Raw genomic sequence first — 15,861 nt, 5'->3', positions numbered from 1 at the left:
ACCCGCGAAGAGGCCGGGCCTGCTTTCAAAAATCCCACAGCAACCGCTAAATCCTCCCCGCACTCAAGCGTTTTTCAAGCGACGAACACCCGCACTTTCGCTTGCTTGCGAGGATTCACCCATGTCCACCGCTTCCTGCCTTGCCCAGGTCCCGTCGGCCAGCGCGCCGCGTGGCTTGTACGAGTTCACCGATTCGCCTTTGCTGCAACGTCAGCAACAACAGGAGTCCAACGCCCGCAGCTACCCGCGGCGCATCCCGCTGGCACTCAAGCGCGCCCGTGGCATCCATGTGGAGGATGTCGAAGGCCGCCAGTTCATCGACTGCCTGGCCGGCGCCGGCACGCTGGCGCTGGGCCACAACCACCCGGTGGTGGTCGAGGCGATCCAGCGGGTACTGGCCGATGAACTGCCACTGCACACCTTGGACCTGACCACGCCGGTCAAGGACCGCTTCGTCCAGGACCTGTTCGGTGTGCTGCCCGAGGCGTTACGCCGTGAAGCCAAGGTCCAGTTCTGCGGCCCGACCGGTACCGATGCGGTGGAAGCAGCGCTGAAGCTGGTGCGCACTGCCACCGGCCGCAGCACCGTGCTGGCCTTCCAGGGCGCCTACCATGGCATGAGCCAGGGGGCGCTGAGCCTGATGGGCAGCCATGGGCCGAAGCAGCCGTTGGGGGCCTTGCTGGGCAACGGTGTGCAGTTCATGCCGTACCCCTACGACTACCGTTGCCCGTTCGGCTTGGGCGGCGAAGCCGGGGTCAGGGCCAACCTGCATTACCTGGAAACCCTGCTGCTCGACCCGGAAAGCGGCGTGCCGCTGCCAGCGGCGGTGATCCTCGAGGTGGTGCAGGGCGAGGGAGGGGTGATCCCGGCCGAAATCGAGTGGCTCCAGGGGGTACGCCGTATCACCGAGCAGGCCGGCGTGGCGTTGATCGTCGATGAGATCCAGAGCGGTTTCGCCCGTACCGGGCGCATGTTCGCCTTCGAGCATGCCGGCATCATCCCGGATGTGGTCACCTTGTCCAAGGCCATTGGCGGCAGCCTGCCGCTGGCGGTGGTGGTGTATCGCGACTGGCTGGACACCTGGAAGCCGGGCGCCCACGCCGGCACTTTCCGGGGTAACCAGATGGCCATGGCGGCGGGTTCGGCGGTGATCGATTACCTGGTCGAGCATCGCCTGGCAGAGCATGCCGAGGCCATGGGCCAGCGCCTGCGCCAGCACCTGCAGCAGTTGCAGCGAGATTATCCGCAGTTGGGTGATATTCGCGGGCGTGGCCTGATGCTTGGGGTGGAACTGGTGGATCCGCAAGGCCACAGGGATGCGCTTGGGCATCCGGCGGCCAACCGTGAGTTGGCGGCGAAGGTGCAGCGCGAGTGCCTCAAGCGCGGGCTGATCCTGGAACTCGGTGGGCGGCATGGGGCAGTGGTGCGCTTCCTGCCGCCGTTGATCATCAGTGGCGAGCAGATCGACGAGGTCGCGCAGCGCTTTGCCGAGGCGTTGATCGCGGCGGTCTGATCGATTGCCCGGGGCCGCGCAGCGGCCCCTGGCAATCCCGGCTACCAGCCGCGCCCGGAATTCACCCAGAAGTTCACCGACAGCGAGGTGGTCATAGACTCCACCTGGTGGAACCACCCTTCGGGCAGGAACAACAGGTCACCGGCCTGCAGCACCACGCGCAGGAACGGCACCTCGCGCGCCGCCGGGAAGCGCTGGTAGTCCGGGGCGTCGGGGTTGAAGTCGCAGCCGTCCAGGCCGCCCTTGGGGCTGGTCGACCAGGTACCCAGGGCCGGGCGATGGTGCGGCGCGGCAAGGATGAACGACTTTTGCCCCCATACCTGTGCGAACAGGTTGTCGGTGTCGTCGCGGTGCAATGGCGTCAGTGTGCCCTTGGGACCGATCCAGATGCGCGGCGCAATGAACTTCTCGCGGGCGAAGTAATGCGGGTAGCGAATCAGCCTCAGCAGCTTTTCCGGCACGATGTTGTTGCCCATGTAGGCCGGGGTTTCGCCGGGTTTGGCAGGGGTGTCCAGCGAGGCGATGAAGTCGGCCATGGAAGTGGAACGGAAGTCGCGGTCGGTGGAGAAGGTCTTCTTCACGTAGTCGCCGTGCCGGGTGATGCCCTGCAGTTCGGCAAAATGCTCCAGCGAAGCTTCGCGGCCCATGGTGAACAGCGGCCAGTCCTGCAGGGCATCGCTGATGACCACCGGCGTGCCGTGCGCCAGGTATTCGCCCTGGAAGCGCGCCAGCGGCATGTCGGCGCGGGCAACGCGTGCCACCTCGCGCTGCACCGGTTGCGCGGCCGACACCCGTTCGCTGAGGCGTGCCGGTGTCGGGTAGCGTTGGTTCATCGATACCTTGGTCGCCGGCGCGCCGCGCCGGGCGTTGCTGATGATCTGCGGCAGCAGGGTGGCCAAACCCATGTTGCCGCTGATCTTCAGGCGGGCGCTGGCGAACAGTTCTTCGACGTTGGCGGTGCCGCCCATGATGCCGAGGAAGTCACGCTCGGCCACCTCGATGGTGACGTCCGGGGCGCTGTGCCGGCCGGCACCGGTGCGGCTGCTGTCACGCACCTCCGACCAGAAGGCCCGGTCCTGGCCGAAGACGAACTGGAAAACGCCTTCGATGCCCACGGCATGGGCGTTGGCGAACAGTTTGCTGAGGATGCTCTGAAGGTCCACGGTATGCCTCTGGCGGTCTTTCGTTGTGCAGGGATAACGAGTGCCTGCACCAACGATTTAGCCGTGTGGGCGGGTAATTTTTCGGCGTGCTGCTACGTCCCGTAGGGAGGCTCGAGTCACATTGTTCACCCAAGGAACCCACATGGCACTGCACCCTGATCTGGCGGCATTTCTGGAACTGGTCGAATTTGGCCGGCTGACGGGCAGGAGCCTGCCCATGCACGCGATGGACGTGACCCAGGCCCGTGCCGAGTTCGAAGGCAGCTCGCAGGTACTCGACCCGAGCCCGCCCGGCAACGTCACGGCCAGCGAGTTGCAGATTACCGCGCGCGACGGTGCCCGTCTGGCTGCTCGTCTGTACCGCCAGGGCAATGCTGGAGCTGCTTTGCAGCCAGTGATCCTGTACCTGCATGGCGGCGGCTATGTGGTCGGCAGCCTCGATTCGCATGACTCGGTGTGCCGTCGCCTGGCGGCCCTGGGCGAGTTCGCGGTGCTGGCGGCGGACTACCGGCTGGCGCCGGAGCAGCAGTTCCCGAAGGCCCTGCACGATGTACTGGACGCCGCCAACTGGCTGGCTGAGCAGGCGGCCTCGCTGGGCCTGGACAACCGCCGGGTGGTGCTGGCAGGGGACAGCGTGGGCGCCAGCCTGGCGGCGGTGCTGGCCATTACGGCAGTGGAGCAGCCCGAGGCGCTGGCGTTCAAGCCGCTGGCACAGTTGCTGTTCTACCCGGTGACCGATATCTCCTGCTGGCGTGAGTCCCATCGCGAGCATGCCGAGGGTTACCTGCTGGAGACGCCTACCCTGGAGTGGTTCTACCAGCACTATGCGCCGCAGCGCGAGCAGCGCCTTGACTGGCGGGTATCGCCGTTGCTGTCGACGCTGCGCCAGCCGTTGGCACCAGCTTACCTGTTCGTGGCCGAATATGACCCGTTGCATGATGAGGGCATGGCTTATCGTGACTGGCTGGTGGCGGGTGGGACGGCGGTGACCTTTGCCCGGGTGGAGGGGTTGACCCATGACTTCTTGCGCATGTCGGGGATCGTGGGGCAGGTGGAGGGGATTTACCGGGATGTCGGGGCGTGGTTGAAGCGGGTCGGTGGCCAGTCCTGACTTGAGCTCGCCGGGGGCGCGTTGCGCCCCTTTCGCGACACAAGGCCGCTCCCACCAAAGCACAGCGCCCACCGAACCATGTGGGAGCGGCCTTGTGTCGCGATGGGCCGCAAAGCGGCCCCCCGGCCTCACCCGCGAAGGTGCTTCTTCAACACATCGACCAATCGCTCGATCTCCGCCTCGGTATTCAACAGCCCAGGCGCCGTCCGCACCACCGGCCCGACATCCCGAGACACCGCATCGACCACGATGCGCTGGCTGTTGAGATACCGGGCCACCTCGTCAGCATCCTGCCCCGTGACCCGGAAGAAGGTGAACCCCGCCGAATACTGCGTGCTGCGCGGTGTCACCAGCTCGACCCCCGGCAGCGCCTCTAGCCGCTGCCTGAGATAGCCATTGAGCCCATGAATCCGTGCCTGCACCGCCGCCTTGCCCAGCTGCAGGTGCAACTCGAACGCCTTGCCCAATGCCCAGCGGTGCTCGAACGCGTGGTAACCCCCGGGCGTCATCACCGTGGCAAAGTCCTCGTTCTCGGAAAACGTGGCAATGGTCGGGTTCAGCTGCTTCAGTTCGGTGGACGCCGCACAGATGATCCCGGTACCCCGCGGCCCGAACATCCACTTGTGCGTGCCGGCGATGAAGTAGTCGCAGTTGAGATCGGCAAAGCGCATGTCTTCGACGCCGAAGCCGTGCACACCGTCGATCACGTAGATGATCTGGTCCTGCTCGTCACGCTGGCGATTGACCTCGCGCACCAGTGCGCCGATCTCGCCGACGGGCAGTTTCACGCCACTGCCCGAGTGCACCCAGGTCATGCCCAGTACCCGGGTTTTCGGCCCGATGGCCGCGGCGATGGTGGTCAGTACCTGGTCGCTGTTGACCTTGGCGGGGTCGTCGAACAGGCGCAACCGGTGCACCGGTGTGCCATCGCGCGTGGTGCGAAAGCCCATGGTATGGCGGGCGGCCGAATGCTCGTGCACGGTGGTGAGAATTTCCTGCCCCGGGGCAATCTTCAGCCCGCCATAGATCAGCCCCAGGCCTTCGGTGGTGCTGCCGGTCAGGGCAATTTGCCGGGGCGTCACTTCGAGGTAGCGGGCTGCCCATTCACGCACGGCGGCCTCGTGCTTCCACTCCGATTGGCTGTCCCAGTCGACCATGCGGGCCGGGTGGCGGTCGAAGCGGGCGCGCAGCGCCTCGATGGCTTCGCGCACGGGCCTTGGGTGCGAGGTGATCAGGAAGTTGGCAAAGTGCGCGTACGCCGGGTCCAGCTCGAACAGGTTGCGAAACCCGGCCCAGTCGCTGGCGGTTGCAGGCTGCGCAGCCGCCGCTTGGGCGGCAGGCAGCAGTGGGCCTGTGAGGGGCAGGGCGGCCGCAAGCAGGCCGGCCTGCTTGAGAAAGGTGCGACGATCGTTCATCAAATGGCTCGCAAGGGTCAGGGGGATGAGGTGGCGACAGGTTGAGCGGCGCGCTGCACCTGCTCCCACACCCGCAGGAAGTTGCCGCCCCAGAGCTTGGCGATATCCGCTTCGGAGTAGCCGCGGCTGATCAGTTCGGCGGTGACGTTGCGTGCTTCACTGGCGTTCTGCCAACCGTCGATGCCACCGCCTTCGTTGAAGTCCGAGCTCAGGCCGACATGATCGATGCCGATCTTGCGCACGGTGTAATCGATGGCGTCGCCATAGTCCTTGAGCGTGGCCGGCGGTTCCTCCTCTAGAATGCCGTACAGCGCGTTGGCATATTGGCCGACCTTCTGCTCGGGCCAGCCGGCAATCACCGGGTCACCTGGCATCAGTGCGTAGTCGAGGTTGGCCAGTGGTGGCAGGTCGTAGTGGGCGCGCAGGGCGTTGAGTTTGTCCTGGGTCTTGCTGCTCAAGGGCTTGAGGTAGGTGGAGAAAGCCACCAGCTGGACCACGCCGCCGCTGTCCTTGATCAGCTGCAGCTCCTTGTCGGAGAGGTTGCGCCTGATGTCGACCATCGCCCGTGGCACCGAGTGCGAGGCCACCACCGGCGCGCGGCTGAGGGCAACGGCCTGGGCCAGCGCCTTGCTGGACATTTGCGACACATCGATGATCACACCCAGGTCGTTCAGCCGCTGCACGGCGCGCTTGCCGACCGGCGACAGGCCGTCCAGGGCATCGGCGGTGTCATTGAAGAACGGCAGCGGACGCGAGGAGTCGGCCCAGCTGTTGTTGCCCACATAGCTGAAGCCGAACATGCGCACGCCGCGCGCGGCCCAGCGGTCGAGCTGGTCGATGTCATCGCCCAGCGCATAGGCGTTGAGCATGCTGAGGAACACCGCGAACTTGCCTTCGCCGTGCAGGCGCCGCATGTCTTGCGGGGTATAGGCAATACCCACCTGCTGCGGGAAGTCGCGGACCATGGCGGTGATGGCGTTGTAGCGCACCTCCTGGGTGTGGCGGGCGGCTTCGACGAAACCTGGGGTCGGGCGGTGCGGGCCGCCGTCTCCGGTCCAGGACTCTGGCCAGGCGAAGATGGTCAGGGCCGCGCCGGACAAACGCCCGCGTGCGGCCTTTGCCAGGTCGAAGCGGCCATCGCCATCCTTGTCGGCCTCACTGCCTTCGGTGCCGAAGGTCAGCGGCAGGGTGACGTGGCTGTCGAACGAGATGATGCGTTCCTGCAGGTCGTTGGCCTGGCGGGTCACCTCCCTGGAATAGCCAGCGGGTGTGGCGAAGTAGTGCCAGGCGGCAAACCCGGCACCAGCGGCAACCGCCGCGGACAGGCTGATAAACAGGGCTTTCTTCCAGCGTGGAGTCGTCATCTTGGTCTCAGTAGGTTCACCGTCGAGGGATGGGCACAGAGGTCGCCGCTACCTGCAGTGAACGAGCTCGCACCCGGGAAATTTAGCGCCTGTCGGGGCCGCATGGTGGCCCCGGATGCAGCCGGAGCGCCGCTAAATTTCGCCTGCCGTGCAACGTTCTAGCCTTGGACGGGCCGTGCTCCATGGCCGCAATGAATGCGCAGGTATGCAATGACGATTTCCCGACGCGGTTTCATCGCCGGTGTGGCACTGACGGGTGTGGTGGTGCCCGGTGCGCTGGGGGCGCTGTATGTGCAGCGCCAGCGTGCCGCCGAGGAATTCCCGGAAACCCCTGGCGAGGCCGTCGTCGAGTTGGCCGATACCCGCCTGCAGCAGTTGGGCGATACCCTGCGCGGCATCTGGCGCTGGACGCTGCTGGGCAAGGATGCGGGGTTGGACGGCCTGCCCACAGGTGAACTGGAACTGTTCCTGGATGTGGCAACCAGCGGGCGCTCCCTGCGCGGCTACCTGGATACCCCCGAGCGCCTGCGGGGGCAGGAAGAGCCGCGCTACCGCGTGGTAGGCGACCTGTTGGCAGACAAACCGGGCACCCTGCGCTGGCGTCTGTTTTCGGCCCGTGCCCGCTATGAATGCCATATCGTGCTCGACGAGGTCTGGGGCCGGTTCGGCAACGCCGGGCCGGCGACCCTCAACGGGCGCATTGCACGCCTGGACCGCGCTCTGACATTGCCCGTGGAGGACAACCAGTTCCTGGCCTTGAAGCGAACCTTCCCCGAGGCGCGCGAGCGTACCCCGCTGAACCCGAAACTGCTGGCCTGGCTGACCGCCCCGGAGCATCGCCTGTTCCACCAGCTGTGGCATTCGTCGCGGGACAAATGGCACAAACTGGGCAAGGACAAGCAGGGCGCCCTGCGTGGCCTGGGCTGGCAGCCCGGGCCTCGTGATCGCGAGCGTGACGCGCGGGGCCGGCACAAGGACCGCAACGGCTCGGGCGAAGACTTTTTCTTCATGCACCGGCACATGCTTGGCAGGGCCCGTGCCTTGCAGGACTTGCCGTCATGGACGCGCTTCCCGTTGCCGCAGCCGGAACTGGAGCGCGACCGGGCCGGATTCGCCCGCTACTTCGACAACCATGACGGCAATGCCCTGCCGCCCACCTGGCTGGCCAGCGGTGATGCGGAATACACCCAGTGGGTGCGCGACATCAAGACGCCGGATACCTTCCATGGCAACTTTCAGGTCTGGGAGTCACGCTACACCGACCCGGAGTACCTGAGCACCTTGACCCTGGGCCAGTTCGGTTCGGAAGTGGAGCTGGGCCTGCACGACTGGCTGCACATGCGCTGGGCATCGGTGCCGCGCGACCCCTCCAACGGCATGCCGGTGCCGACGGCGCGCACGCCGGATGATTTTGCCGAACGCTGGTTCGCAGAACAGAACGATTTTCTCGGTGACCCGTTTTCATCCCATGTGAACCCGGTGTTCTGGCACTTTCATGGCTGGATCGACGACCGCATCGAGGACTGGTTCCACGCTCATGAGCGGCTGCACCCGGGCGAGGTGCGGCGCCTGGAAGTCAATGGTGTGCCATGGTTTGCCCCAGGGCGCTGGGTGGAGGTGGCCGACCCGTGGCTAGGGCCGGATACCCATGGTTGCTCGACGGTGCCGGGTTTGCGGCCCGGGCGCAGTGTAGAGATGGACCCCGAGACCATGAAGCTGGCGTTGCGCATCATCTACAGCGATGACGACCTGCTCGACAAGCTGCGGCCCAAGGTACCGCAGCGGCCGTGGTATGCGCGCAACCTGAAGGTGCGGAACTAGCTGCTGCCTGTAGCGGCCCTATCGCCGGCAAGCCGGCTCCCACAGGTACAGCGCATGTCTTGACCCGGTGCAGATCCTGTGGGAGCTGGCTTGCCGGCGATAGGCCGGTACAGGTGACCCTACTGGCTGACCACCCAACCACCCCCCAATGCCTTGTACAACGCCACGCTACCCTGCAACCGGGCCAGGCGCAGTTGGGCCTGCTGGTCCTGCGCCGCATACAAGGTGCGCTGGGTCTCCAGCACGCTCAACAGCGTCTCCGCTCCCGCGCCATAACGCTGCTGCGCCAGGTCGAATGCCAGGCGCGCCTGCGCCACTTCTTCATCCTGCCACTGCCGCTGGCGGTCCACGCCCTGGATCGCATTGAGCGCCTTCTCGACATCGGCAAAACCGGCCAGGATGCTGCTGCGGTAGTTCTCCAGCAACTCTGCCTGTTCAGCCTCGGCCAGTTCATGCGCGGCGCGCAGGCGGCCGTTGTTGAAGATCGGTGCGACCAGGCCGCTGGTGAGGGTGTAGTAGGAGCTGTCGAACAAATGGGCAAAGGTATTGGCGCCAGCCCCCAGGTTGGCCCCGAGGGTGAGCTTGGGCAGCATGGCGGCGCGGGCGACCTGCACATTGGCGCTGGCGGCGGCGAGCCGAGCTTCTGCTGCGGCAATGTCGGGGCGGCGGGTGAGCAGCTCGCTGGGCACGCCGCTGCCAATGGCGGGCCATTGCAGGGTGTTGATCGCGTCCTGGCTGGTGGGCAGCGACTGCACCGGGTCGCCGAGCAGGGTCGCCAGGGTGACCCGGCTGTCTTGCCACTTCTGCTCCAGTAACGGCAGCTGGCGTTGCTGCGCGGCCACCAGGCTGCGCTGCTGGGCCAGTTCCAGGCGCGTGGCGGAACCGCTGCGCTGGCGTGCCTCGACCAGGCCCAGCACGTCCTGGGCATTGCGCAGGTTGAGGCGGGCAATGCGCAACTGTTCCTGCAAAGCCAGGCCCTGCAGGTAACTGTCGGCCACCGCGCTGACCAAGGTCAGCTCCACGGTCTGGCGGTCGAAGCGGCTGGCATCCAGGCTGCGCAGGGCGCTGTCACGGGTCGCTCGCAGGCCACCCCAGAAGTCGATTTCGTAGCTGGCGCTGAGCTGCATGTCGAACGAGGTGCTGGTGGGTTCGCTGCGGCTGACATCCAGCTGGTCGTAGCCGTCACCGTGCAGCAGGCGTTGGCGGCTACCATCCAGGCCCAGCTTCAGCTCCGGTAGCAGCGGCGCGCCGGCGATGACTGCGCGGGCCTGGGCCTGGCGTACCCGTGCCGTGGCAGCAGCCAGGTCGTGGGCATTGTGCAGGGCGTGCTGCACCAGGCGGTCGAGTTCGCGGCTGGCGAAGGCTTGCCACCACTGCGTCGTTGGCAGTTGGGCCGAGGGTGATGCGGCCTCGCCTTGCCAGGCAGATGGCGCGGCAATACCGCTGGCGGGTGTTTGCGGCGTGCTGCAGGCGGCGAGGCATACGCACAGGGGCAACAGGCTGATGCGGCTAGGCAGAGTCATGGGTTATTCGCTGGTAAGGGCTTTGACCGGGTCGAGGCGGGCGGCCTTGCGCGCTGGCATGAAGCCGAACACGATGCCGGTGACGACAGCACAGGCGAAGGCGCCGAGCATGGCGGGCAGGGCAAAGGCCACCGCCACTTCGGCCAGCATCAGGCCGCCACCGATGGCCAGGGCCAGGACGATGCCGGCCAGGCCGCCGACCATCGACAGCATCACCGCCTCGCTGAGGAATTGCCGCAGGATGTCGCGCTGGCGCGCGCCGGTGGCCATGCGGATACCGATTTCACGGGTGCGCTCGCGCACGGTCATCAACATGATGTTCATCACGCCGATGCCACCCACCAGCAGCGAGATCGCGGCGATCGCCCCCAGCATCAGCGACAGGCTGTTCTGCGTGCGCGCTTCGGCCTGGATCAGCGCCGCGTCATTGGTCAGCTCGAAGTCCTGGCGGCCGTTGTGGCGCTGGCGCAGCAGCTTGTCGATGGCCGCTTCGGCTTCGTTGACCCGCGTGGAGTCCAGGGCGGCAACGGCGATGTAGTCCGGGTCGCGCTGGCCGAACAGGCGGATGGCTGCGGCGGAGTAGGGCACCACGATGCGCCCGTCGCTGTCCTGGTCGCCAGAGCTGGCGCCCTTGCCGGCCAGGATACCGACCACCTGGAACGGCACATTGCCGATCAACAGGTACTGCCCCAAAGGGTCGCGCCCAGGGTCGAGCATCTTCTCCCGCACTTTTTGGCCGATCACCGCCACCGCGGCAGCGTTGGCTTCATCGGCATCGCTGTAGAAGCTGCCTTGCACCGCCGGCCAGTTGAAAATCTCGGTGAACCCGGTGTTGTTGCCACCCACATAGAACCGCTGGCTGTTGTTGCCGTGGCGCACCATCATCTTTTCGCCGATCACCGGCATCACGTGCTTGACCTGCGGCAGTTGGCCGATGGCAGCGACATCGTCGAGGGTGATGGTGCCGGCCTGCTCGCCCAGGCTCGCCGGCTTGCCGTTCAGGTAGAGGATGTTCGAGCCGAAGGCTGCCATCTGCGCCATGACCTGGCGCTTGCTGCCTTCGCCCACTGCCAGCATCACCACCACCGAGGCCACGCCGATGACGATCCCCAGCAGGGTCAGGGCGGTGCGGAAGCGGTTGACCCACATCACCCGCCAGGCCGCCTGCAGGGCTTCGAACAATTCACCTTTCCATGCCCCGTGCAAGGTTGCGCCATGGTCCAGGCGCTGGCGCAGCTGGTCGGCCTGTAGCCCGCGACTGTTTTCGACCATGGGCTTTTCGGCGGCCGAATCGCTGATGATCAGGCCGTCGCGAATTTCGATCACGCGCTGCGCCCGCGCCGCGACATTGCGGTCATGGGTGATCAGGATGATCACGTGGCCCTGGCTGGCCAGCTCGTCGAGCAACGCCATCACTTCGGTGCCGCTGTGGCTGTCGAGGGCGCCAGTGGGTTCATCGGCGAGGATGATATGGCCACCGTTCATCAACGCCCGGGCAATCGACACCCGTTGTTGCTGGCCGCCAGACAACTGGTGCGGGCGGTTGCCAGTGCGGTTGGCCAGGCCCAGGCGGCCGAGCAGGGCGCTGGCACGGGCGTGGCGTTCGTTGGCGGCGATGCCGGCATAGATGGCCGGCATTTCGACGTTTTCCTGGGCCGAGCCCGAGGGGATCAGGTGGTAGCCCTGGAACACGAAGCCGAATGCCTCGCGGCGCAGCCAGGCCAGTTCGTCGCTGCCCAGCTCGGCCACATCCTTGCCGGCGAAGCGGTAGCTGCCGGAAGTGGGGCGGTCGAGGCAGCCGAGGATATTCATCAAGGTCGATTTGCCGCAGCCAGAGGCGCCGACGATGGCGACGAACTCGCCGGGATGGATGCGCAAGCTGATGCCATGAAGGATATCGACCTTGGGCGTTTCGATGCCGCCGTAGGATTTACGGATGTCGACCAGCTCGATCAGGGGTGTGCTCATTCAACCTCCGCTGACGCCAGGGGCGCCTATCACCAGGCGTTCGCCTTCGTTCAGGCCGTCCAGCACCTGCACCCGCAGGCGGTCGCTCAGGCCGGTGCGCACCTGGCGCTGTTCCACCTTGCCGTCGCGGGTCAGCACATGCGCCAGGCGCAGGCCATCGCCTTCGTCCAGCGCGGCCAGTGGTACGGTCAGCACCTGGCTGGCTTTGCCGGCGACAAAGAACACCTGCGTGGTCATCTCGGCCATCAGGGCGCCGTCCGGGTTGTCGACATCCAGCAGCACGCTGTACTGCACCACCTGGCTTCCGGCACTGCCATTGCTGACGCTGGCCGGGCTGCCGCCGCCCTGGCTGGCCTGCTCCAGTGGCTTGGGCGGGATCGGCAGCACTTGCCGCACGGTGCTGGTCCAGCGGCGCTTGCCGCCGGCCAGGGTGGTGAAGTAGGCGGTCATGCCCGGGGTGACCTTGCCGATGTCGGCCTCCGACACCTGGGCCCACACGGTCATCGGCGAGAGCTTGGCGATGCGCAGGATCAACGGGGTTTGCTGTTGGGCATTGAGGGTTTGCCCCTCACGGGCATCCACCGCCACTACCGTGCCGTCCATCGGCGCGTAGATGCGCGTGTAGCCCAGCTCGGCCTCGTCGCTGCGCAGGCTGGCCTGGGCCTGGCGGATCTGCGCCTGGAACATGTCGATGCGTGCCTGGGTGACTTTCAGCTGTGCGGCGGCCGTTTGCACGTCCTCGTCACGGGTGGCGCCGGCGGCGGCCAGCTCCCGTTGGCGTTTGAGCTGCTGCCGGGCCAGTTGGAACTGAGCGCGTTGTTCGGCCAGCTGGGCCTTGAGGTTGTCGATCGAGTAGCGGCCGGCATCCAGCCGGGCCTGCTGGGTAGAAGGGTCAATCTCGACCAGCAGCTGGCCTTTGCGCACCATGTCGCCGACCTCCACATGCAGGGTGTGGATCTGCCCCGATGCCTGGGCACCGACGTCCACGTAGCGCCTTGGTTGCAGGGTGCCCAGTGCGGTAACGCTGCTTTCGATGTCGGCGCGGGTCACGGCAACCGTGCTGAGCGGCTGTGCGCCGTAGGGCAGGGCCTTCCAGGCCAGCAGGCTGCCCAGGCCGAGCAGGCCCAGGCCGCTGAGCAGGAGCCGGCGACGGGTGTTGGTTAAAGGTCTCATGCAGACATCCAGCCGAGTGGGTGCCAGATAGACGAAAGCGGCAGGAGGGGATTTAGCGAGTATTGAGCAGGGGCTGACAGGTGTATGGCGACAGGCGCTAGATAGCCCATGACATACCCTTGTTGCTGAGAATAATTATAATTTGTAAGATCGCACGTTGACATCACTCGGTCCCGCGTTGCTGCCTGAAAGGGCTTTCTGGCATAGGCTGGCAGGACGATCTCAGGTAACGTCGTGGAACATTACTATCGCGAACTGGTGGGTTTTCTTTCTTCGCGCCTGGGCAGTCGTCAGGCCGCCGAAGACGTGGCGCATGATGCCTACCTGCGAGTGCTGGAGCGCACCGACGCCGAGCGCATCGAGCACCCGCGTGCTTTCCTCTACCGCACCGCGCTCAACCTGGTTGTCGACCGCCACCGCCGGCACCAGGTGCGCCAGGCCGAGCCACTGGAGGTGCTGGACAACGACGAGCGCTGGCACACCCCGGCGCCAACCCATGACATGCAGCTCGACCAGCGCCTGGCGCTGATGCAGCGTGCCCTGGATGAGCTGAGCAAGATCTGCCGCGACTGCTTCCTGCTGCGCAAGCTCGAAGGCTTGTCACACCAGCAGATTGCCGAGCACCTGGGTATTTCCCGCAGCCTGGTGGAAAAGCACATCGTCAACGCCATGAAGCACTGTCGTGTGCGCATGCGCGAGTGGGAATCGTGATCGCCGGGTTGAAGGCAGATGAAAATTCCGTCAGTCGATCACTTGATTTCCACGGCTTTCCCGACTTCTATCAAAGAAGACCCCTGCCAGGCGTAGCCTAGGCAGCAGCCGTTACTGGCGCAGTATGGTCATGGAGCCTAACCGTTACCCAACTGCCCAGGTCCCACCATGGCCAACAAGACCCTGCGCATCCTCATCGCCGATGCACACCCCTGCCAGCGCTTGCAACTGGAGCGGCTGCTCAACGGCCTGGGCTACTACCGGATAGCGCCAGTGGAAAGCTTCGAGGAGCTGCAGCGCCTGGTGCTGAGTGCCTTGCAGCCTTTCCACCTGCTTTTGGGCAATATCGAGCTGGCCAGCCATGTCGGGGTCGATCTGGCGCGCTTCTGTCGCGTCAGCACGCAGATCCAGCATGCCCTGCTTTATCACTCCAACCAGTTGCAAGTGCCGTTGGTGCCGCAGGCCGAGCGCCAGGCCGTCAGCATGAGCTTGCCCCAGGTGCCCGACAACGAGGCACTGGAGGCATTCATGGCGATCATCGATTCGCCGCTGCAGGTCGGCAGGCTACCGCTGCCGGGCGCCATGCCGGTTGCCACGGCGCGGCCACTGCCGAAGGCCAATTTCGTCAACACCCTGTTCAACCGCTAAAGCCGCAGCGGGCGGGGCAAGGGGGCAGCTATTTGCTATCCTCTTGCCCTTTGCCGATTTGCGGACCCTGCCATGACTGCCATCGATACCGCTCGCCCGCCACGGTTCAGCCGCGGCGACCACCGGACCCTGGGCCTGGCGGCGTTGGGCGGCGCGCTGGAGATCTACGATTTCATCATCTTCGTATTCTTTGCGCTGACCCTAAGCCAGTTGTTCTTCCCGCCCGAGATGCCCGAGTGGCTGCGCCTGCTGCAAAGCTTCGGAATCTTCGTCACCGGCTACCTGGCGCGGCCGCTGGGCGGCATCCTTATGGCGCACTTCGCCGACCACCTGGGACGCAAGCGGGTCTTCAGCCTGAGCATCCTGATGATGGCCCTGCCGTGCCTGTTGATCGGGGTGATGCCGACCTACGCCGACATCGGCTACGCTGCACCGCTGATCCTGCTGGCACTGCGTATCTTGCAGGGCGCGGCGGTGGGCGGCGAGGTGCCGAGTGCCTGGACCTTCGTCGCCGAGCACGCGCCAGCCGGGCGGCGCGGTTATGCCCTGGGCTTCCTGCAGGCCGGCTTGACCTTTGGTTATCTGCTGGGGGCACTGACCGCGACCTTGCTGGCGCAAGTGTTCACCCCGCAGGAAATCCTCGACTACGCCTGGCGCTACCCGTTCCTGCTCGGCGGGGTATTCGGCGTGATCGGCGTGTGGTTGCGTCGTTGGCTCAGCGAAACACCGGTGTTCCTCGCCCTGCGCGCGCGCCAGGAGCAGCCGGTGAGCTTCCCGCTGCGGCGGGTGCTGGGCGAACACCGCCGGGCGTTGATCCCGGCGGCGCTGCTGACCTGCGTGCTGACTTCCGCCGTGGTGGTGCTGGTGGTGATTACTCCGACAGTGATGCAGCAGCGCTTCGGCATGAGTGCCGGGCACACTTTTGCCCTTAGCAGCGTGGGCATCGTCTTCCTCAACATCGGCTGCGTGCTGGCCGGGCTGCTGGTCGACCGTGCAGGCGCCTGGCGCGCACTGATGATCTACAGCCTGTTGCTGCCGGTGGGCATCGGCGCGTTGTATGCCAGCCTGGTGGGGCAGTGGGGCGTGACCTGGCTGGCCTATGCGCTGGCGGGCCTGTCCTGCGGCGTGGTGGGCGTGGTGCCGTCAGTGATGGTCGGGTTGTTCCCGGCCGAGATCCGCGTGTCGGGCATCTCCTTCACCTATAACGTGGCCTACGCTCTTTGGGCCAGCACCACGCCGCTGGCGCTGATTGCGCTGATGCCATGGAGCCCGTGGGTGTGTGTCGGCTTTTGTCTTGTCATGGGCACGGTGGGGTTGCTGACGGCCTTGTACTTCGGGCGTCGGGAGCCATTGGCGTTCGTGGCAGAGCCGATGCCGGTAATGTGTGGTGAAAAATAGTTTTCTGTTGTTTGTTCTGGCCTCATCGCTGGCTTGCCGGCGATGAGGCCGGT

12 protein-coding genes are annotated in these 15,861 nt (G+C 65.8%); 6 read left to right on the top strand and 6 right to left on the bottom strand.

The annotated features are described in order from the left end of the window. The first annotated feature begins 121 nt into the window (after positions 1 to 121). Positions 122 to 1,513: an aspartate aminotransferase family protein gene (locus NY023_RS18980; protein WP_013973467.1), complete on the top strand. Its 1,392-nt coding sequence runs from the start codon at positions 122 to 124 to the stop codon at positions 1,511 to 1,513. A 41-nt stretch (positions 1,514 to 1,554) separates the two neighbouring features. Here NY023_RS18980 and NY023_RS18975 read toward each other — a convergent pair whose 3' ends face one another. Beyond that, entirely contained in the window at positions 1,555 to 2,676 is a 1,122-nt protein-coding gene (locus NY023_RS18975) for a cupin-like domain-containing protein (protein ID WP_013973466.1), read from the bottom strand. Positions 2,677 to 2,818: 142 nt separating this feature from the next. On the opposite strand from NY023_RS18975, the gene NY023_RS18970 reads away from it, so the two are divergent. Continuing rightward, on the top strand, positions 2,819 to 3,787 hold the full coding sequence (locus NY023_RS18970) for an alpha/beta hydrolase (protein WP_013973465.1): 969 nt from the start codon (positions 2,819 to 2,821) through the stop codon (positions 3,785 to 3,787). Positions 3,788 to 3,915: 128 nt separating this feature from the next. Here the strand turns inward: NY023_RS18970 and NY023_RS18965 are convergent, their stop codons facing one another. Beyond that, positions 3,916 to 5,202 (bottom strand): aminotransferase class V-fold PLP-dependent enzyme, encoded by a 1,287-nt coding sequence (locus tag NY023_RS18965; RefSeq protein WP_013973464.1) that lies wholly within the window; start codon positions 5,200 to 5,202, stop codon positions 3,916 to 3,918. A 17-nt stretch (positions 5,203 to 5,219) separates the two neighbouring features. Then, the gene (gene pvdM / locus NY023_RS18960; RefSeq protein WP_013973463.1) at positions 5,220 to 6,566 is read right to left on the bottom strand and encodes a pyoverdine-tailoring dipeptidase-like protein PvdM; all 1,347 of its coding nucleotides are present in this window, start codon (positions 6,564 to 6,566) and stop codon (positions 5,220 to 5,222) included. A gap of 210 nt (positions 6,567 to 6,776) precedes the next feature. Here pvdM and NY023_RS18955 point away from each other — a divergent pair, with 210 nt between their 5' ends. Then, entirely contained in the window at positions 6,777 to 8,387 is a 1,611-nt protein-coding gene (locus NY023_RS18955) for a hypothetical protein (RefSeq protein WP_013973462.1), read from the top strand. Between the two features lie 119 nt (positions 8,388 to 8,506). Here NY023_RS18955 and NY023_RS18950 read toward each other — a convergent pair whose 3' ends face one another. Genes NY023_RS18950 through NY023_RS18940 form a run of 3 tightly spaced genes read right to left on the bottom strand, consistent with a single transcriptional unit; the run spans position 8,507 to position 13,051 of the window. Next, the gene (locus NY023_RS18950) at positions 8,507 to 9,910 is read right to left on the bottom strand and encodes an efflux transporter outer membrane subunit (protein WP_013973461.1); all 1,404 of its coding nucleotides are present in this window, start codon (positions 9,908 to 9,910) and stop codon (positions 8,507 to 8,509) included. Between the two features lie 3 nt (positions 9,911 to 9,913). Next, positions 9,914 to 11,878 carry a MacB family efflux pump subunit gene (locus NY023_RS18945; protein WP_013973460.1) on the bottom strand — a complete coding sequence of 655 codons (1,965 nt, stop codon included), beginning with the start codon at positions 11,876 to 11,878 and terminating at the stop codon, positions 9,914 to 9,916. After that, on the bottom strand, positions 11,879 to 13,051 hold the full coding sequence (locus NY023_RS18940; RefSeq protein WP_013973459.1) for an efflux RND transporter periplasmic adaptor subunit: 1,173 nt from the start codon (positions 13,049 to 13,051) through the stop codon (positions 11,879 to 11,881). A gap of 234 nt (positions 13,052 to 13,285) precedes the next feature. Between NY023_RS18940 and NY023_RS18935 the strand changes: the two genes are divergently transcribed. The 3 genes from NY023_RS18935 to NY023_RS18925 all read left to right on the top strand — a co-directional run bounded on the left by NY023_RS18935 (position 13,286) and on the right by NY023_RS18925 (position 15,808). After that, positions 13,286 to 13,762, top strand: a complete 477-nt coding sequence (locus NY023_RS18935; RefSeq protein WP_013973458.1) for a sigma-70 family RNA polymerase sigma factor — start codon at positions 13,286 to 13,288, stop codon at positions 13,760 to 13,762. Between the two features lie 168 nt (positions 13,763 to 13,930). After that, positions 13,931 to 14,410, top strand: coding sequence for a hypothetical protein (locus NY023_RS18930; RefSeq protein WP_013973457.1), 480 nt, complete (start codon positions 13,931 to 13,933; stop codon positions 14,408 to 14,410). A 72-nt stretch (positions 14,411 to 14,482) separates the two neighbouring features. After that, a complete protein-coding gene (locus NY023_RS18925; RefSeq protein WP_013973456.1) occupies positions 14,483 to 15,808 on the top strand; it encodes an MFS transporter in 1,326 nt (441 codons plus the stop codon). Positions 15,809 to 15,861: the final 53 nt, after the last annotated feature.

This window comes from Pseudomonas sp. NBB (assembly GCF_032701105.1).
GTDB classification, from domain to species: Bacteria; Pseudomonadota; Gammaproteobacteria; order Pseudomonadales; family Pseudomonadaceae; genus Aquipseudomonas; species Aquipseudomonas asiatica.
This window is presented reverse-complemented; position numbering and strand designations above follow the sequence as displayed.